Source organism: Flavobacterium sp. 90 (assembly GCF_004339525.1).
GTDB lineage: Bacteria > Bacteroidota > Bacteroidia > Flavobacteriales > Flavobacteriaceae > Flavobacterium.
The window spans coordinates 6,511,655-6,532,391 of the sequence record NZ_SMGE01000001.1; the positions used below are offsets into that span (position 1 = coordinate 6,511,655).

At 34.1% G+C, this 20,737-nt stretch carries 14 protein-coding genes; 10 read left to right on the forward strand and 4 right to left on the reverse strand.

Annotated features, from left to right (window positions below; genetic code table 11):
- Nucleotides 1-19 precede the first annotated feature (19 nt).
- On the reverse strand, nt 20-589 hold the full coding sequence (locus C8C83_RS26530) for a Crp/Fnr family transcriptional regulator (protein ID WP_121325757.1): 570 nt from the start codon (nt 587-589) through the stop codon (nt 20-22).
- A 215-nt stretch (nt 590-804) separates the two neighbouring features.
- On the opposite strand from C8C83_RS26530, the gene C8C83_RS26535 reads away from it, so the two are divergent.
- Entirely contained in the window at nt 805-1,917 is a 1,113-nt protein-coding gene (locus C8C83_RS26535; protein WP_121325758.1) for a pectate lyase, read from the forward strand.
- A 304-nt stretch (nt 1,918-2,221) separates the two neighbouring features.
- Here C8C83_RS26535 and C8C83_RS26540 read toward each other — a convergent pair whose 3' ends face one another.
- From C8C83_RS26540 to C8C83_RS26550, 3 genes are all read right to left on the reverse strand, one after another.
- Entirely contained in the window at nt 2,222-2,605 is a 384-nt protein-coding gene (locus C8C83_RS26540) for a DUF3037 domain-containing protein (protein ID WP_121325759.1), read from the reverse strand.
- Nucleotides 2,595-3,377 (reverse strand): HipA family kinase, encoded by a 783-nt coding sequence (locus C8C83_RS26545; protein ID WP_121325760.1) that lies wholly within the window; start codon nt 3,375-3,377, stop codon nt 2,595-2,597. The genes C8C83_RS26540 and C8C83_RS26545 overlap by 11 nt, the downstream gene beginning before the upstream one ends.
- A gap of 306 nt (nt 3,378-3,683) precedes the next feature.
- Nucleotides 3,684-4,538, reverse strand: a complete 855-nt coding sequence (locus C8C83_RS26550) for an NAD(P)H-hydrate dehydratase (protein WP_121325761.1) — start codon at nt 4,536-4,538, stop codon at nt 3,684-3,686.
- Nucleotides 4,539-5,207: 669 nt separating this feature from the next.
- Here C8C83_RS26550 and gcvT point away from each other — a divergent pair.
- The 9 genes from gcvT to C8C83_RS26595 all read left to right on the forward strand — a co-directional run bounded on the left by gcvT (nt 5,208) and on the right by C8C83_RS26595 (nt 20,737).
- The gene (gcvT, locus tag C8C83_RS26555; protein WP_121325762.1) at nt 5,208-6,290 is read left to right on the forward strand and encodes a glycine cleavage system aminomethyltransferase GcvT; all 1,083 of its coding nucleotides are present in this window, start codon (nt 5,208-5,210) and stop codon (nt 6,288-6,290) included.
- 284 nt (nt 6,291-6,574) lie between these two features.
- Nucleotides 6,575-8,605, forward strand: a complete 2,031-nt coding sequence (locus C8C83_RS26560) for a S41 family peptidase (protein WP_121325763.1) — start codon at nt 6,575-6,577, stop codon at nt 8,603-8,605.
- 255 nt (nt 8,606-8,860) lie between these two features.
- Nucleotides 8,861-9,574, forward strand: coding sequence for a YebC/PmpR family DNA-binding transcriptional regulator (locus tag C8C83_RS26565; protein ID WP_007811539.1), 714 nt, complete (start codon nt 8,861-8,863; stop codon nt 9,572-9,574).
- 287 nt (nt 9,575-9,861) lie between these two features.
- A complete protein-coding gene (locus C8C83_RS26570) occupies nt 9,862-14,583 on the forward strand; it encodes a hypothetical protein (protein WP_121325764.1) in 4,722 nt (1,573 codons plus the stop codon).
- A gap of 2 nt (nt 14,584-14,585) precedes the next feature.
- A complete protein-coding gene (locus tag C8C83_RS26575; protein WP_121325765.1) occupies nt 14,586-16,661 on the forward strand; it encodes a hypothetical protein in 2,076 nt (691 codons plus the stop codon).
- A gap of 164 nt (nt 16,662-16,825) precedes the next feature.
- The gene (locus C8C83_RS26580; protein ID WP_121325766.1) at nt 16,826-18,016 is read left to right on the forward strand and encodes a hypothetical protein; all 1,191 of its coding nucleotides are present in this window, start codon (nt 16,826-16,828) and stop codon (nt 18,014-18,016) included.
- A 100-nt stretch (nt 18,017-18,116) separates the two neighbouring features.
- On the forward strand, nt 18,117-19,322 hold the full coding sequence (locus C8C83_RS26585; protein ID WP_121325767.1) for a hypothetical protein: 1,206 nt from the start codon (nt 18,117-18,119) through the stop codon (nt 19,320-19,322).
- Nucleotides 19,323-19,397: 75 nt separating this feature from the next.
- Nucleotides 19,398-20,561 carry a hypothetical protein gene (locus C8C83_RS26590; protein WP_158598123.1) on the forward strand — a complete coding sequence of 388 codons (1,164 nt, stop codon included), beginning with the start codon at nt 19,398-19,400 and terminating at the stop codon, nt 20,559-20,561.
- Nucleotides 20,558-20,737: a hypothetical protein gene (locus C8C83_RS26595; RefSeq protein ID WP_121325769.1), complete on the forward strand. Its 180-nt coding sequence runs from the start codon at nt 20,558-20,560 to the stop codon at nt 20,735-20,737. Before C8C83_RS26590 ends, C8C83_RS26595 begins: the two co-directional genes overlap by 4 nt.

A 20,737-nucleotide genomic window follows, 5' to 3' on the forward strand; every position in this document is an offset into this window, starting at 1 on the left:
CACTCAGCACCTTTTCCACTCAGCACCTTTTCTTAATCTTTGACAAAAACTCATGTGAAACACCTAAATAAGATGATAAATTCCTGTTATTGATCTTATCGGCTTTTTGCGAATATCTCTCGATAAACTCCAAATATCTCTGTTTCGAAGTTTTGTTTAATACATCCAAAAGCCGCTGCTGAATGGCAATGTTAGCTCTTTCGACCATAAGAATATGAAACTGAATTAGCTTTGGCACTTGTTCAAACAAGAGCACTTTATTGGCTTTGCTTATCACTAAAATCTCGCTGTCTTCAATTGCCTTGATGTTGTAGGTTGTAGGCTTTTGATGATAGAAACTTTCGAGATCGCACATCCATTCATTTTCGAAAGAGAAAAAAATAACACTTTCGTTTCCATTATCATTCAAAATGTAGGTTTTGAATGATCCTTTCAAAATAAATCCTTCATATGAACTATTTGAATCCTGAATCTGCAGGAACTCATTCTTTTTGAGCTTTATAAACTCCGTTTTCTCAACTACTAGTTTCCATTCTTCGTCAGTTAGTGGTATTTTACGTTCAATATTTAATCTTAGGGCTTTGTACATGTTTTTTATTTTATTCTTACTCAGGGGCGTAAGTAGGTGAATGAATCAAAAATAATGTAATCGATTGCGCAAAAATATAATATTTTGTAATGTAATTGGTGTTAAAAATACAATTAATAGTAAAATATTTTCAAAACATTGAACTTGTTCAACTTTTTTAATACTATTTATAAGCAGATTTGCACTGTTAATAATTTATACCCAAACTTAATATTATGAAATCCAAATCTACAATTTCAGTGTTTTTATTGACACTAATTTTCGGTTTTACAGCTTGTAACACTGAAGAAATTGCAACTCCTGAAAACAATCAGAACGCAATTATCGAAACTTCAACAACTCCTCAAAGCGGCTTAACTGCAAAAGTTGGGAACTGCGCTCAGGTTCCAGGTTGGGCATCTCAAAACGGGAGTACAACCGGTGGTGGAACTTCACCAGAAACCGTCGTAAACACTTACGCACTACTTAAATCGGCTATAGAAAATAGTGCCGTAAAAGTGATTAAAGTAACTGGTACAATTACCGTTACAACAAGATTATCATTACAAGATCAAAGCGGAAAAACCATTTATGGAGCAAGTGGAGCAAAACTTGTTTCGACAAACCAGACTAAAGATGGTTCCGGTATTATCAACATCAAAAGATGTACGAATTTAATCATCAGAAATTTAATTTTTGAAGGTCCTGGTGCTTATGATACTGATGGTTGGGACAATGCAATTCTTGACGATTGCCAAAACGTATGGGTTGATCACTGCGAATTTAGAGACGGTGTTGACGGAAACTTTGACATCAAAAACAAATCAGATTATGTGACGGTTTCTTATTGTAAATTCGGTTATTTGAAAGCGCCAAAAGCTGGAGGTCCAGGAGGTTCAGACGATCACAGATATTCAAACTTAATTGGTTCAAGCGACGGAGCAACTGCCGATCGTGGAAAATTGAGAATTACTTTTGCTCGTTGCTGGTGGGCTCAAGGCTGTAAAGAAAGAATGCCAAGAGTTCGTTTTGGAAAAGTACATTTAATCAACAATTATTTTAATAGTACTGTAAGTAATAAATGTATCGCAGCTGGTTTTGAAGCTAGTCTTCGTGTAGAAAACAATGTATTTGAGGGTGTGAAAACTCCAATAGATTTAATGACTGGTTATACTGCCGTTACCGCAGTTGGAAACTCATTTGTAAATACTACAGGAAATACCGCAGGAAGCAACACTGCTTTTACTCCACCCTATTCTATCGTAACGCTTGCTGCTTCTGCTGTTAAAGCTGATGTTACTGGTGGAGCCGGTGCAACATTTACAGGTAATACCTGCGGATCGTTTTAATAAAAATTGAGTTAGTTTTTTTTTTATTTAAACCATATAAGTTATTTAAGTTAATTTAAGTCTTGTGACTTATGATTTCTTGAATTACTTATATGGTTATTTTTAATCTCGCAAAGTCGCGGAGTCGCCAAGAAAAATAAAACTTTGCGACTCCGCGACTTTGCGAAATTTTTAAATTGTTAGGTTAGACGCACTGCTGTGCGCCTCTACGGAAAAACTTTGTCCCTTTGCACCTTCCTTAAAGCTGTCCGCCTCTACAGAAAAACCTTAGAACCTTTGTAACTTAGAACCTCAGAACCTTCCTCTAAAGCACTAATTCTTCAAACAATCTCTGAATCGTTTTTTCTAAATCCTGAGACAATCCTGAATGTGGTCTTGAAGTCTGAATTGCTGAACTTCTAATCGCTGTTAACCAACGGAAACGTTCCGGAATTTCCATTGCTCCAATTGGACCGCCATCTTTAGCTCCGTTTGCGATTTTTTCTAATGCGGTTATATTGCAATGCAATTGCTCGATATCAAAATCGTTTGATAATGCTTCGATTTTTGTATCGTTTATGTGGTGTAATACTTTTATAAATTTAGCTTTTTTGCAAAATAAAATGATTCCGATATTTAGGAATTCTTCGCGCTCCACTCTTGGTACTACGCGAATTACGGCATACTCATATAAGTGACTATCTTGCATTTTGGGCTTGATTTACAAAGATTTCTGAATTGTTTAATCTCGTTTGTAGAAACTGTAAGTATACGTTTCGCAAAGCTTCGGGTGTTTCATCAGTGTCTTCCCATTGCAGCCATTCTTCCGGAATTGTATTTACAATATCTACCAGAATTTCTGGTGTTAATAGCGCTTTATATTCGGCGTCAACTTCTTTTAAAAGTGAAGCTTGTGGCAATAAAACGTGGTCTTTTATCAATGCAAACGGACTCTTGGCGTGTTGTTCCCAATTGTTCCAGGAATGATGAAAATACAAACACGCGCCATGATCAATCAGCCATAATTCTTTGTGCCAAATCAACATATTGGTGTTTCTAAACGTACGGTCTACATTGGTAATATAAGCGTCAAGCCAAACAATTTGCGATGCTAATTTGGCATCAACTGTCGTTACAACGGGATCGAATGTAATGGCGCCCGACAAAAAATGAAGTGCCAGATTTAATCCCTGACTTCCTTGTAGTAAATCCTGAATTTCTTCGTCGCCTTCGCTTCTTCCAAAGGCTTCGTCAAGATGAGCAAAAACCAATTCCGGCAATTGCAATTTTAAAGCTTTGGCAATTTGTCCCCCAACTAATTCGGCGATTAGGGCTTTTACGCCGTGACCGGCTCCTTTGAATTTCAGGACGTATTTAAAATCGTCATCGGCTTCTGCCAAAGCGGGTAAAGAACCGCCTTCGCGTAATGGCGTGATGTAACGGGTGACATTTACCGTTCTTAGATCGAAATTGTTTTTCATAAGCAGTATTTACTGGAATACAAACTTACTAATTTAGATTGTTAGATTTTTAGACTAGCTTAGACTTCTTAGATTTTTGTTTGTTTAGCTGTCATGCAGATAGCTGGGAGCAAAGTTTATGTTGTGGGAGGATTGTAACAAAGTACGCGGATAAAACGGATTCGCTAAAGCGAAGACGCAGATTGACGCGGATTTTTTTATTATTTGTGTGTTTTTTATTTCGCCAAAATGACAAAAACTTTGCGACCCTTTGCGTATCCCTTTGCGAACTTTGCGGTTAAATTACGCCCCAACAAAACTTGAAACTCAAGAAACTTTTTCTAATTCTAAAAAAGCTTTTCCAAGATTCTCAATAATATCTGAGGCTATAAACGATTGATACCCTGTTTGTGGTAAAGCAATATCTGCGGTTAGTCCGTGGAGAAAGACGCCTAGTTTTGCGGCATATTTGGGTTCATAGCCTTGAGCCAGAAAACTTGTGATGATTCCGGTTAGGGTGTCGCCGCTTCCTGCGGTTGCGAGTGCAGCGTTTCCCGTCGTGTTTTCGTAGATTTCATTTCTAATTATAATGTATGTTGGCGCGCCTTTCATCACGATTATGACTTTGTATTTTTCTGAAAAGGCAATTGTTTTTTGAAACTTTTCTGAATCTGAATTCCACTTTCCTATTAGGCGTTCGAGTTCTTTTGGATGTGGTGTCAGAATTGTGTTTTCGGGAACTAATTCGAGCCAGGATAGGTTTTGGGATAATATATTCAAGGCATCAGCATCGAGAACTAATGGTGTATTGTTGATTCTTAAAAATTCGAATAGTGCTTTTTGTGTGCCTAACTCCTGCCCTATTCCGGGACCGATTCCGATTGCTTGTGGCGTTAACGGAAGATGAATATTAGTGATAAAATTGGCGTTTTCATCGGTTACAACCATGACTTCGGGGATTGAAATTTGAAGGATTTGATAACCACATTTTGGTGTAAAAGTCGTTACGAGTCCGCAGCCTGATTTTAAGCAGGATTTTGAGGCTAAAACGGCTGCTCCAATTTTGCCGTAGCTTCCGGCAATAATCACAGCGTGTCCCTGAATTCCTTTGTGTGTTAGAGGATTTACGGGTTTATAGTATTTTAGAATATCTTCTTTTGTGATTAGAAACGGATCTTTCATTGGATTTTATATCTATTGTATTGATGATTTTTGGGATTGATGTTATTTATGACGCGGATGAAACGGATTTACTTCGTAAAGACGCGGATAAAAACTGATTTTTAAATAACGGATTCTTTTATATTTTGTGTTCTGATTGCTGTTTTTATGACGCGGATGAAACGGATTTACTTTGTAAAGACACGGATGAAAACGTATTTTTTAATTATTGGAATCTTTTATGTTTTGTGTTCAGATTGCTGTTTTTGTGACGCGGATGAAACGGATTTACTTCGTAAAGACGCGGATGAAAACGTATTTTTTAATTATTGGAATCTTTTATGTTTTGTGTTCAGATTGCTGTTTTTGTGACGCGGATGAAACGGATTTACTTCGTAAAGACGCGGATAAAAACTGATTTTTAATTAATGATTTTCTTTGTTTTGTGTTGATTTTAATACTCAATTTAGGTTCTTAAAGTTACGTAAAAAATAAAGATCAAAATGGTTCTCGTTATCCTAGAGTTTTAGCCCTGATAGTAGCGGCATCCTTTTTGTTTTTTCTTTAAAAACAAAAAGATATAGCGAATAGCAGGAAATAGCTCCTAATCTTTACGAAATTTATAATTTAGAGTGCATCATTTTGATATTTTTTGAATAAATTTGCGACACAATTTTTTAAAACAACACAATGAAAAACACTGCGCTTACGCACATACACGAGGGTTTGGGAGCGAAAATGCTACCTTTTGCCGGTTACAATATGCCTATTACATACGAAGGGGTAAATGCTGAACATGAAACGGTTCGAAACAGTGTGGGGGTCTTTGACGTTTCGCATATGGGAGAATTTTTGTTGACTGGACCAAATGCTTTGGCTTTGATTCAGAAGGTGACTTCAAATGATGCATCGACTTTAACGATTGGAAGAGCGCAATATTCTTGCTTGCCTAACAATGAAGGCGGAATCGTGGATGATTTGATTGTGTATAAAATGAAAGAGGAACAGTATTTACTGGTTGTAAATGCTTCGAATATCGATAAAGACTGGAACTGGATTTCTTCGCACAATGATTTGGGTGTTGACATGAAAAACCTTTCGGATGATTATTCGTTATTGGCAATTCAAGGACCAAAAGCTGTTGAGGCAATGCAGGCTTTATCGTCTATCGATTTGGCTGCAATACCTTATTATCATTTTGAAGTTGGTGATTTTGCAGGAATCGAACATGTAATCATCTCGGCTACAGGATATACTGGTTCTGGAGGTTTTGAGATTTATTGCAAAAACAGTGAGGCTGAACAAGTTTGGAATAAGGTTTTTGAAGCTGGTGCTGCTTTCGGAATTAAACCTATTGGTTTGGCTGCGCGTGATACTTTGCGTCTTGAAATGGGTTTCTGTTTGTACGGAAATGATATTAATGATACTACTTCTCCGCTTGAAGCAGGATTGGGATGGATTACTAAATTCACCAAAGACTTTACCAATTCTGAGAGTTTGAAAAAACAAAAAGAAGCTGGTGTTACTAAAAAATTAGTTGCTTTTGAAATGCAGGAACGTGCGGTACCAAGACACGATTATGAAATTGTTGATGCTTCTGGTGAAGTAATTGGTATTGTAACTTCTGGAACTATGTCACCTTCTATGAATAAAGGGATTGGTTTAGGATATGTTACGGTAAATAATAGTGCTGTTGACAGTGATATCTTTATCAGAATTAGAAAAAATGATGTTGCTGCAAAAGTGGTTAAATTGCCTTTTTACAAAAAATAGTTTTTAACTCTATATAGTTTAAGAATGCGTTACTCAAAAAGTAACGCATTTTTTTTTGCCACGACCCGAGCGATAGCGAACAGGCGAAGCAATTCATGAATTATTGTTTTTCATCAACTTACAATAATTCGTGAATTCTTGGCTTTTTATCTGGTTTTATATTTTAAAAACTTAATTTGAATGTGTTAAAATAAATTGCTTTGCTGTAAGAAATTTTAGAAAATAATATAACCTTTTCTGAAAAATTAAATGTAACTTTAGTCTAAACGATAGATTTTCTATTTATGAAAAAAATTTGGCTGGTATTTTTATTGACTACTACTGTTCTATTTAGTCAAAATAGCGCTGAAACGTGCGAATTGGTAAACAAAATAAATGCGCTTATTCAGGCAGAACATATTAGACCAAAACCTGTGGACGATAGTTTGTCTATTTATGTTTTTGATAATCTAATCAATGGTTTAGATCCTTCAAGAAACATTTTTTACAAGACTGAATACGACGAAATGGCGGATAAATACCGACTGAATTTGGACGATTTAATCTTAAGTGACGATTGTAGTTTTCTGGCTGATATTACAGATAAATATAAAACCGGTCTTTTGAGAACGAAAGCTGTTTTAGAAAAAATTCAAGCTGGCCCAATTGATTATTCTAAGAAAGATACAATTCGATTTTATAAAAAATCATTTCCGTTTTATCTCAAAAAAGAAGATTTAGAGAAGGTTTGGCTTAAAAAACTTCGTTATCAAATTTTGGATGAAATCTCGGAAACGAGTGAAAATCTGGATTCGATTAAAGCCAATTTTAAATCAATTGAACTTACTGCCAGAAAAATGATTCTGACAAATGAAATCTGCAGAATTAATACGCTTCTGGAAACTAAACTGAAACAAGAAGAGAATTTCTACAATTTTTTCTGTACTTATTTTGATCCGCATACGGCTTATTTTAGTGATGATTCTAAAACGAGTTTTGTAGCATCATTGTCTAAAGAGCATTTGTCACTGGGAATGACGGTGAATCTAAACGAGAAAAATGAAATTATTGTTGAAGAAATCGATCCAAATGGTCCCGCTTATAAAACGGGACAAATAAAAAAAGGTGATCAGATTGTTTCGATTTCGAATCAAAAAGAGATGTTACAGGTTTCCTGTGCTTCATTAGAATCTATTTCGACGATGATTTTGTCTGAATCGAATAAAAGTATCACGCTTACGCTAAAGCGAAATTCAGGTAAAAGCTTTGATGTTTACATTGAAAAGCAAGTGATGAAAGACGAAGAAAATTCGGTTTTTAGTTTTATTGTTGGAAAGGAAAGCAAAATTGGATACATTAAGATTCCGAGTTTTTATGCCGACTTAGACGGAACCAGCCGAAAAGGTTGTGCCGATGATGTTGCGCGCGAAGTAATAAAACTTGAAAGAGATAATATAAAAGGTCTTGTAATTGATTTGATCGATAACGGCGGCGGATCTATGGAAGAAGCTATAAAAATGGCGGGAATGTTTGTCGATTATGGTCCGCTATCGATTGTTATTGATAATAAGCATGAGAAATCTGTAATCAACGATCCGTATAAAGGATTAATTTATAAAGGTCCAATTGTGGTTTTAGTGAATAGCAATACTGCATCTGCAAGTGAGTTTTTCTCATCGATATTGCAAGATTATAATCGGGCATTATTGTTAGGAAGTAACACTTTGGGAAAAGCTACAATGCAGACTATTCTTTCGCTTGACGAAAGTAAAAATACTGACTTTTTAAAAATTACAATCAACAAATTCTATAGAGTTACAGGCAAAAGTCATCAATATATTGGAGTCAAACCTGATGTTGTTCTTCCGGAATTCTACGAAGGAGTCTATCAAAAAGAAAGTGATTTTCCAACCGCAATTAAAAATGATAGTATTCAGCCATTTTTAAAATTTAGACCTTATGTAAAAAGAAGCCTTATCGATAAACTGGCTAAAAATAGTACAGCAAGATTGGCGGATAATTACTTTTTTAATAACATAAAAAAAATCAATCTAAAAATTGATCAATTGGTAAATACTCCTAAAGCAGAAATTCCGATGACATTAGATGCGGTTTTTCAGCAGAAGAAAAGCGTAAATTCTCTTTGGACAGAAATCAACACTTTTAATGACGAAAATAATCCGTTGGATGTTTACAACTCAACTGTAAATCAATTTTTATTAGGCGCTTATCCTACCGAAAAAACTATAAATCAATATCAAATTGATAATCTGAAAACAAATCCGTATTTGAATGAAGCTGTAAATGTTATTAATGAATTTAATGCGATGAAGTAGATTTTAGATTTTAGATTTTTTCAAAGTCTTCGTCTTTGAAAAAATATTTCTGACAAATCGCTTTGCGAGCTTCTTAATCAAATTAATCATTATCAAGAGAGAAAAACTACGCAAAAAGCCTCGCGAGCTTTGGGTAAAACTTTGCGAACTTTGCGGTTAAACTATTCCTAACAACATAATTTAAAAAAGAATAGAATTGATTTTGGAAAAATAAGGAATAACCGTATTTTTGCATCACAAAATAAAAAATTAGTAATGGGAAGAGCGTTCGAATTTAGAAAAGGAAGAAAAATGAAACGTTGGTCAGCAATGGCTAAAACATTTACCAGAATTGGTAAAGATATCGTTATGGCTGTTAAGGAAGGCGGTCCTAACCCAGATGCCAATTCTAGATTAAGAGCTGTAATACAAAATGCAAAAGCCGCTAACATGCCTAAGGACAATGTGGAGCGCGCTATAAAAAATGCAAGTAATAAAGATACTGCCAATTATAAAGAAATTTTGTTTGAAGGATATGCTCCTCACGGAATTGCAATTTTAATTGAAACTGCATCTGACAACAATAATAGAACTGTAGCAAACATTCGCAGTTACTTCAACAAATGTAACGGTACAATGGGAACGCAAGGTTCTGTTGAGTTTATGTTTGATCATACTTGTAATTTCAGAATTGCAAAAGGGAATCTTGATCCTGAAGAATTAGAACTTGAACTAATTGATTTTGGTGCCGAAGAAGTTTTTGAAGACGAAGACGGAATCTTAATCTATGCTCCTTTTGGAAGTTTTGGTGCTTTGCAAAAAGAATTAGAAAACAGAGGTCTTGAAATTTTATCTTCTGGTTTTGAACGTATTCCTCAAATCACAAAAGAACTTACTGAAGCTCAGATCGCTGACGTTGAAAAACTAATCGAAAAAATTGAAGAAGATGATGACGTTATGAACGTTTATCACACAATGAAAGAAGAATAATATTCTCTTTTTTATAAACTAAAAAAAACTCCAGAGCAATCTGGAGTTTTTTTTTACAAAAATGTGGAAACCCGTAAGGAATACACTTTTTAATTTTTTAGATTTGGCAAAAAATTAACATTTACATTTTTTAAGTTTTAGAAGTCAATAGTACGACTAAATTCTATTCATAGAAGAGATTGATTTTCAAGCTATTTACAAATTGACTTGTTATAAAAAGTTCTTTTCTTATTAAAAATAATACGCATTTATTACAAGTACCTCAAACCCAAAAACCTACTATAAAATTGAAAAAAATTACTTTTAAGTTTCCTTCTTTCATATTAAGTTTAGTTTTATTTCTTTTAAGTTTTAATAGTTTCGCTTCTGCAGCAGATACTATAAATAATCCTAAAAAACCATTATCCTTAAAAAATAGTATTGCTCCAAATACTATTATTCCTTCGGTAAATTCATTTATTTATAAGCAAGATTCTGAAAGCGAGTTTACAGATGCTTACATAAAAAAGAATTACCCTGTATCACAGGATATCAATAAGAATTTAGAATTGGCATTGTCTACATTTGAGACTATTGCAAAAAATGGTAACCTTACTGACGTTCTCGAGCCAAAGAAACTATCGATGCTGCCTCTTGGTATTTCGAAAACTGTTGGAGGCATTCAATACATACTGGGAATCAGCAATGCCAAATTTACACCAACATATACTGAATTAACTGCGTTTGTAAAAATTGTACTACCGCAAATTGATTCATTAGGAAATAGAAAACAACTTTTTTTTGGAGCTAACAACATTAAACTATCTCATAAGGGAGGTTTAGTTGGTCCTACCAATTTGGTTCTGTTAGGTGATGTTCCTCTTAATATTTTAGGACAAAAAACATTATTAGTTTTAAAAGGTGGCATGGATATGGCCACCGGAGAAGTTAAAAACAAAACTTATGTAACCATTGATTGTAATGGTTTTAAAGAATTAGGTATTGAGGCAGATGTATTGTTCTCCAGAACAATGCTTGAACCTGTTGATGCATCATACAATGTCATTGGCGGTAATAGTCGAGTCACAGCTAGTTTTAAAGCTGTTATTGGCAATTGGAATGATCTTTTAGTAGACATTAATTTACCTACTTTTCAATTAACAAAGCATCCTGGTTATTGTTTTGAACTAAACAATGCAGTCATTGACATGAGTGACACACGAAACTCATCCAATGTTGTATGGCCAAAAGATTATGAAAAAGATTATTTAGTTCCCGGAAACGAAAAACTATGGAGAGGATTTTATGTTCAATCCTTAAAGTTGGTTTTACCTTCGCAATTTAAAAAGAAGGGCACTAATGATCGAATTACATTTCAGGCAACTAATTTGTTAATTGACAGAATGGGGGTTTCCGGAACTTTCACCGGAGATAATATCTTAAATATTGGACAAGGAAGTGCTTCCGGATGGCAATTTTCTGTTGATCATATCGAACTGGGTTTTAGAGCTAACTCGCTTGTTTCTGCCGGATTTAACGGAGGAATTGTATTGCCGGTTTCGAGTGGTCAATGTGCCGAAGGAGGCAGAGGAGAACTTGGGTACAAAGCCATTTTTAATACTATTGATAATGAATATCTATTAAAAGCTGAAATTAAGAATGATATCTGCTTTCAGGCTTTCAAAGGAAATGCTACTTTAGAAAAAAACTCTTATGTTGAGTTAAAAGTAAAAGAAGGTAAGTTTTTACCAAAAGCAGTTTTATACGGAACTTTATCACTTAGTGCCAGTAACAAACCTGTAACAGCTGCTGATGCAGTAGCCGGGGAGAAATATGTAACGGTCTATGATGATAAAGGGAATGTCATAGTTCCAACAAAGAAAGAAACGATAGCATTTAAAGGTATTATTTTTCAAAATTTAACCTTACAAACTGTAGTTCCTTACATAACAGCGGACTATTTTGGGTATAAAAATAATCCTGAAAAAGACGCAACGGTTAGTAATTTCCCTGTAACAATTAATGAAATTGCTTTAACCGCAGATACAGAGTCTGCCAGTTTAAAAGTTGATCTAGCCATTAATTTAATGGAAAATCAATTTAACGGTCAGACAAAATTCTATGTAATTGGAAAATTTGCACCGGAAGAAGGAATTCAAAAATGGAAATTCGAGCGTCTTAAATTTGAAGAAATAAAACTTGCTGCCGATCTGGGTGGTGTCAAATTTAAAGGAAGTATTACCATATTAGACAATGATCCAATTTATGGAAATGGTTTCAAAGGAATGCTTGGTGCTGATTTTACCGGAGGTATTTCTGTTGAAGCAAATGCCATTTTTGGTTCTACAAGCTTTAGATACTGGTATGTCGATGCAATGGTCGACAACTTAAATATTCCAGCTGGAGCTATTACCTTTAAAGGTTTTGGGGGCGGTGCTTATTACAAAATGAAAAAGGACGGATTTAGCAATAGCTTTGTCGCGTCCGGATCTAACTATGTACCTGATGTAGATTCTGGTCTTGGTGTTAAAGCCATGCTTAAATTTGCTGGAACTGCAACTGCCGACGCTTTTTGGGGTGGTGCAGGATTTGAAATTGCGTTCAATACACACGGTGGTATAAACAGAATTAGTATCTATGGAGAAGGTCACGTAATGCAGACTTTTGAAATCCCTGGTGCTTCAGAATTAACCGATGCTTTAAAGGCTGTGACTGAAAATGAGTCGTTAATGTCGAAAGTTGCATTGGAAGCTTTAAAAACTTCAAATCTATCAAAAGCTGCAGAAGATTTATATCCAACCGATGTTAAACAGCGAATGGGAATTAATGCTTTTGCTGCAATTGAGTATGACTTTAGATCTAAAACGCTACATGGAACATTTGATTTGTACATAGATACTCCAGGAGGTTTTATCAAAGGTCGTGCGTCTGGTAATAGAGCGGGTTGGGCTGTACTGCATTTTGCGCCTGATAAATGGTATATAAGAATGGGTACACCAACAGATCGTTTAGGAATAAAACTAGCAATTGGCTCTTTTGAAGTCGAAGCTGGAGGTTACTTTATGATTGGAGATGATATTCCTGGCAGTCCTCCTCCTCCGGATATTGTTGCTCAAATATTAGGAGTTAGCGCTGAGTCTCTTAATTACATGAGAGATGAAAACAAAGTTGCTTCAGGTAAAGGTTTTGCTTTTGGATCTGATTTTAGCTTAAAAACAGGAGACTTAACTTTCTTAATCTTTTACGCAAATTTCCAATGCGGATTTGGATTTGACATCATGGTAAAAGATTATGGTGAGGCTCAATGCAAAGGTTCTGGACAAATTGGTCTAAATGGCTGGTATGCCAATGGACAGTCTTATGCTTATCTGCAAGGAGAACTTGGTATCAAGATTAAATTATTCATGATTAAAAAGAAAATATCGATTATAAAAGGTGGTGGAGCTGTTCTTTTACAGGCCAAATTACCTAATCCTGTCTGGATTCGGGGATACTTAGGAGGGTATTTTAGTTTATTAGGTGGTGCTGTTAAAGGAAGTTTTAGATTTAAATTAGAATTTGGAAAACAATGCGAATTCGTTAATGACGCTCCATTAGGCGGATTAAAAACAATAGCAGACATTACTCCTGCCGAAGGTGCAAAAGATGTTAGTGTATTTGCTGTTCCGCAGGTTGGATTTAATTTGCCAATTGAAAAAAGTTTTACATTGGAAGAAGATTCCGGTGTCAAAACATACAAGCTAAAACTAGAAGAATACACTATTAAAAAAGACGGTGTGGTTATTCCCGGAGATATTACATGGAATCAAACAAAAGATTTATTAAGCTTTACTCCTTTTGAAGTATTGCCGCAAAATTCGAATCTTACATCGACTGTAAAAATAAGCTTTCAGGAATATGTAAATGGAACTTGGAAAACCATTTATGATAATGGACAAATAGCAACCGAAACTGAAGTGAGAAATTTCACGTCAGGACTTGCACCAAATTATATTCCGGTAACCAATATTGCTTACTGCTATCCTGTAATAGATCAAAAATATGTTTATCAAAATGAATCAAAACAAGCTTATGTGGTATTGAAGCAAGGGCAGACTTATTTGTTTGAATTAAAAGAAGGACAATCGCAAAAGGCATTTTATAAAACGAGTACAAACTCAAATAGCACAGCTATTACTTATAACACTTCACTTAAAAAAGTAAGCATCGATTTACCTGTTTTACAAACATCTAAACCGTATAATATTTCATTGATGACACTTGAAACGAAAAATGATGCCAACACTAATTTAAAAGAAGGTTATACAAAACAAACATTAGATCAAGAAACAAGTGTTGACGTAAAAGACAATAAACTGGGAGAAGTTATTACTGGCGGACAGGGAGTGGAATTATTACAGTATAATTTCAACACTAGCCAGTACAATAGTTTCTCAGAAAAAATGGCAGCAAAAAAACCAAAACAAACTTTGGTAGAAATTATTTACTCTGATGTTCATGCTTTACAATCATTGAATAGTTCAACTGAGCCTTTTGATGAAATCGAAATTATTGGTAGCGCAAAAACATTAAATATTCCTTTAATAAATGCTGAGGCAATATTAGATGATAGTTATTATAAGAATGAGATTTTTCCATTAGTTTATAATGGATATCCATTAGAAGCCGATTTACAATTTGACAGAAATACAGCAATTCTTGGTGTTCCTCCAACAAAAGGAGTAGAAACACTGGCTTGGTATCAGGATTATATAATTAATAATCCAACAAGCTATATGCTTAAAGAGTATCTGCCATATCGATATAATCTTCCATATTACTATAAAACAGATTTTGTTAATCTGCGATACAAAGTTGTAAACAAGTATTTAAATACTCTAAATCAGCAAATGGTTAATAAATATGATTATATCATAAATGGTAGGTTCCCATACATTAAACAAGGTCAATATAACATAAAACTGAATTACACTCTTCCAGGAGGACAATTAGGAAGCAGTTCTATATTCACATTCAATAAATCAATTTAATAATGAAGTTCAAATTTTTCTTTATCCTTTTTTTAATTTTTACATTTTCCGGAATTGCTCAAAACAAGTCTAAGGAGAATAACAACGTAGAAAAAAAGAACGAAATTCAGGTAATAGCAAGAGTTCAAAAAGACCGCATATTACTGCGTTGGGCAGTAAACACTCCTATAGCCTGGAAGAAACTAAATAAATACGGTTATTTAATTGAAAGATTCACTGTTACAAGAGACAATAAAACATTAACAAAACCGGAGCGTGTAGTTTTAGAAGCAGCGTACAAACCACAACCAGTTGAAACATGGGAAAAATTAATTGATGAAAATGATAATGCTGCAATTATTGCTCAGGCAATTTTTGGAGAAAGTTTCAGCGTAACAGGAGCTGATAATTTAGAATCGATTGTTAACCTTTCTGAAGAGGCTGAACAGCGATTTACTTTTGCATTATTTACAGCAGATAAAGATTTTGAAATTGCCAAAAAAGCAGGTTTAGGTTTTGAAGATAAAAATGTAAAAGATAACGAAAAATATGCTTACCGAATCTCTTCAAATGTTCCTGAACAGGAATTAAGCATCGTTTATGGAGGTGTTTTTGTAAGTTTAAAAGAATATGAGCCTTTACCTAAACCAATGGATCTTAGCGCTCATTTTACTGATAACAGCACCATGTTAAGCTGGAATTTTAAAATACTAGCTCATATTTACGGAAGCTATTACGTTGAACGTTCTACAGATAAGGTCAATTATAAAAGAATTACAGACAAACCGTATACCAGTTTAAGTCAGGAAAACACGAATAATAATAGAATTTTTTATGTTGATTCTATTGCAAACAATACTTCTTACAGTTATCGTATTCAAGGTCTGTCTCCGTTTGGCGAATTAGGTCCATATTCTGAAGTTGTTTCAGGAAAAGGAAAATCTCTTTTAAAATTTGTTCCTCATTTAACGGTAAAGGATTTCAAAGATGATTCGACTGTTACATTAACCTGGGAATTTCCAGAAGAAGGCAATAGTGAAATTTCTGGCTTTGAATTGAATCGTTCTGATTATGACGATGACAAATATACCAAAGTAGTCAAAAATATTCCTGCAAAGGATCGTTCAGTTACTTACACCAAATTAACTGCAACGAATTATTTTACAATAACAGCAGTCGGCAAAAATGGAAATAGCAGAACCTCCTTCCCTATGCTGGTGCAACCTGTTGATTCTATTCCTCCTGCAAAACCTATTGGTTTAAAAGCAACTATTGATACTTTAGGAGTTGTAAAATTATCCTGGACACCAAATAAAGAAAAAGATCTTTTAGGATATCGTATTTATAAAGGAAATACAGCTGAAGAAGAATTTAGTCAATTAACGGTTAGTCCGCATGAAAAAAACACTTATGAAGATAAGGTTATTCTTAAAAATTTAAATAGCAAGGTTTATTATAGAATCATTGCGGTCGATTACCGTTATAATATGTCTCCTTTCTCTGAAACATTAATTGTCAAAAAACCTGATGTTGTACCTCCTGCTTCTCCTGTTTTTACAAAATATGAAATTAAAGACGGCGCCGTATTTTTAGAATGGGCCAACAGTCAAAGCGAAGATGTAAAATCACATCAGCTTTACCGAAAAGAAGATGGCCAGGAGAAATGGGAATTAATATGGGACGTTTTAGATAAATCTGAGACTTACCAAGATAAAAAAACGATAGAAGGATCAACTTACAGGTACGCCATTTTTGCTAAAGACGAAAGCGGATTAGTTTCTATTCCTACACCAGAAATTGCATTGTTTGTTCCAAAATATACAGTAAAACCAGCTGTAAAAGGCTTTTATGCACAAGCCAATACTACTACAAAAAGTATTGATTTGTCCTGGAGTTACGACGAAACCGGTGTAGATAGCTTTGAAATTTATAAAGCAACCAATACGGAACCAATTCAATTGATTCAAATGGTAAAAGCTGAAACCAGAAAACTATCCGACCCGACCCTTACTATTAATACAACATATAAATACGGAATACGAGCTTTATTTAAAGACGGAAGAATCTCTAAAATGGATTTTTACACGGTTAAATTTTAACTAAAACAAAGAAATAAAAACCCCAATAAAAACAAGATCAAATACCTACGATGACTGCTTTAAAAAGATATAAAACACTACTATTACTTCTGCTTATAATTTTTTTTACAAAAAGTTATAGTCAGACTTATAAGTATAAAGTAAAGTGGGATTTAAAGCGATCAATGGGTTCAAGTGAACTGTTTTTCTATCTAAACACAGGAGATTCCTATCCATATAATGGAACTTATGCAAATGCAGCTACTAATTCATCTGGAAATTTTGTATACATTCTCAATAACTCTGATGCATCACCATTAGATGGAGTAGTCGTTTCTAATTCGCCTCTGCGTTTAACCCAAGCTCTTAAAGAGCCTTCAGGAAGTTTTACACAAAGAAGCGGCGTTTATGTTACTGCTCCGGAATCCGGATATTGGCAAAATACTTTTGGTTCTCCTCTTGGCGGTAATATGGTAACGAACAATTCTCCTTTCGAATTTTATTATTTATACACGTTAGCACAATTAAATAATTACAATGCATTAAAAACAGATTTAGAGTCTTGTAAGCCTTTTATTTTTTCGGCATCGATGGTTGGTGAGGGAGGAAATATAACCTGTGCTATTGAATATTTTCATAGTAACAGCGGAGGCTGGAAAGAATTATTACCATATCAAAGAAGATATGGTGATGCAATATCAATTCAATTTTCGCAAATTCCAAATTTACAATTAGATCAGAATTTTCAATTGCGAGTTCGATATTCCAGAACAGGAGCTAAAGCAGCGGATTATTCAGATATTTTAACTTATAAATTCATTCCCTGCCCTCCTGCTATTCTTGGCGAACCAGCAAAAGACAAGCCTTCTTGTTTTAGTGGAAATGACGGAAAAGCTACTTTTACATTCGATCGTGATATAGCTTCAAATGAATACTTTTTAGTAAATCTTATTAAAGTTGAGAACGGAAACAATATCAATCTTCCAGATAAAAAAATAGTTCAGGCTGATTTTACAGATCGCAAAATTACTTTTGACTCTTTACCTGCAGGAAGTTATTTTCTGCACTATCAAACATTCCTGAATAATGGTTCAACACCAACTGCTGATAAACTTAGTGACCTTTTTCTAATCGAAAATCCTGATGCTTTGAGCTTTAGTATTTTGGAAACACAACCAAATTGCCCGGGTGAAATAGGGAAAATACAAATAAAAGCAACTGGCGGAAAATCTCCATATTATTATACTATCGATTCAGGATCTGAAGTTGAATTCGAATCTACAACAAATTTTATAGACATTTCTGGAGGAACCCATAATATTAAAGTTAGAGACACCAATAATTGTATTGATTTACAAGCTAATGACACTATATGAAAATAAGTAATTTTTAAAGTTACTGATGTTAGTAACCGTATCGATAAAAAACACAAACAAATAAAAGAGGAAGATAAAATTACTTAGCGTATCGTAAATAATGAATCAAAATTCAATAAAATATTTTATACCAAAAATCTTAGTTTTTATAACGTTGTTTTTGTGTGCAATTAATACTGCTCAAGCACAATCAAAATTATATATAATGAGTTATGGCGGCCCATTTTCGGCCTCTGACTGTAATTGCACCTATTTTTCTTTCAGGGTAGAATCTAATGGCGTGCCGATAAGTCCTATTAGTGTGGTGCAGGGTTTTTTAATTTACGATAAAAGACCAACTTTTTATGATATTGTACTATTTAGGCCAGATTCAGAATTGTGCAGTGGTTATTGTCATGACGGAATTAATGAACATTATGGAGGTAATATAAATGCTGACTGTACCGCTACTTTATACGATGCAATAGGTTTAATCAGTAATTATGTCTTAACTGATCCGGGTGCCGATAATAGCTTCTGTGACAAAATAAACTTAAAAGCTACAGGATGTACAACTCCTGAAAAGTTTTATTGGGAGTATAGAATCGAAGGCGGTACTTTTCAGCCAACCAATGTAAGTACGACTTTTAATGAGACATTTCAATTTAATAAATCAGCTTATTTACCGGAAACATACATTGGAAATATAGATTTTAGAGTTCTTATAGATTCAGATGCAGCAGTAACAGGAGAAGAAGTTTATTCGAATATTACTTCTTATAATGTAATTCCTTGTCCTCCATTTTTAACAACGAATCCAGTTGACTCCAAAACCAGCTGTATTTATAAAAATGATGGAAAAGTTACTTTATCATTTAATAGAACTTTAGTAAATAACGAACGCTTTGTATTTAATTTTTATAACAAGGACAACGCGCTTCTGCCAACTCCTGCTTATACTATTGATTCAACAAATAAGATATATACATTTTTAGATTTCGCTCAGGGAGATTATTATATAAAATATCAAACATTTATAGGAGCTCAGCAAACAAGTACAAATGCATTGCCTAATCCTACATTCAATATTTCTTCTGAAACAGCTTTAAGCTTTGAAATTATTGATGTACAACCGCAATGTAATAATGGACAAGGGAAAATAAAATTAATCGCATCCGGAGGATCAACACCATATTATTACACTATCGATTCAGGTCCCGAAGTTCAATTTACATCACCAACCGACGAAATAGATGTTTCTGCCGGTCAGCACTCCATAAAAGTAAGAGATGCGAAATCTTGTATTGATATAACTGGAATACAATAGCTTATGAAGAAACTTTACTTTACTTTTTTTATTATTTTGTTTGTGACCAGCAAAGTTTGCTCGCAAACTTATATAATGCGCACAAATACTGGCGACTCTGGTGGCTATAGGCTTTCATATTTTCCAAATGGAAATTATTTTTACCAATACTGGATCAAAGCCAACGGAAATTTACTTAATCCTATAAAAGCAGCAGGAGAATATTTAATTTTTGATCAAAAACCTACTACCTATCATTTTTCTGCTTATAGACCAGAATCATATTCCTGCAGTGGTCCCTGTGGTGAAGAATGGAGTTCTGGATTAGAAGTAAATAATTTTAATGTTAATTGTTACAATGCATCAGGAGGAGCCACTGGTTATGGTCCTGTTGAAATTGTTCCGGAATTTAGCATCATTAGCAATCAAGTATTAGCATTTCCAAATGGAGAAACTGGTTTCTGCGATAAAGTAAATTTACAAACCACAGGCTGCACAGGTACACAACGTTTTTATTGGGAGTATAGAATCGAAGGCGGTACTTTTCAGCCAACCAATGTAAGTACGGCTTTTAATGAGACATTTCAATTTAATAAATTAACTTATTTACCAGAAACATACATTGGAAATATAGATTTTAGAGTTCTTATAGATTCAGATGCAACAGTAACAGGAGAAGAAGTTTATTCGAATATTATTTATTATAATATAATTCCTTGTCCTCCATTTTTAACAACGACTCCAGTTGAATCCAAAACTACTTGTATTTATAAAAATGATGGAAAAGTTACTTTATCATTTGATAGAAAGTTAGTAGATAACGAAAGCTTTTTATTTAGTTTTTATACCAAAGACAACGTGCTTCTGCCAACTCCTGCTTATACTATTGATTCAACAAATAAGATATATACATTTTTAGATTTATCTCAGGGGGATTATTATATAAAATATCAAACATTTATTGGAGCTCAGCAAACAAGTATAAACGCATTGCCTAATCCTACATTCAATATTTCTTCTGAAACAGCTTTAAGTTTTGAAATTATTGAAGTACAGCCTAGCTGTAATAATAAACCAGGTACAATACAAATAAAAGCTTCAGGCGGAACCAGTCCATATTATTATTCTATAAACTCAGGCACCGAGGTAGAATTTACATCTATTACAAATGAAATTTCTGCTCCGGCAGGAGATTATTATATAAAAGTTACAGATAAAAAAAGCTGCATAGATACCAGCGGAATAGATATACAGATATGAAATTAACATCCTTACTCTATACAATCAACTCTTTATTCAGTTATCAAACGTTTATTAAAGATTCAAATTCAGAAGCCTTATTCACTTCCGCAATAAGTTTGGATGCAATAAATGGAGACCATTTAATTAAAGTTAGAGATAAAAACAACTGTATTGATACAAATGCAAACGATTAA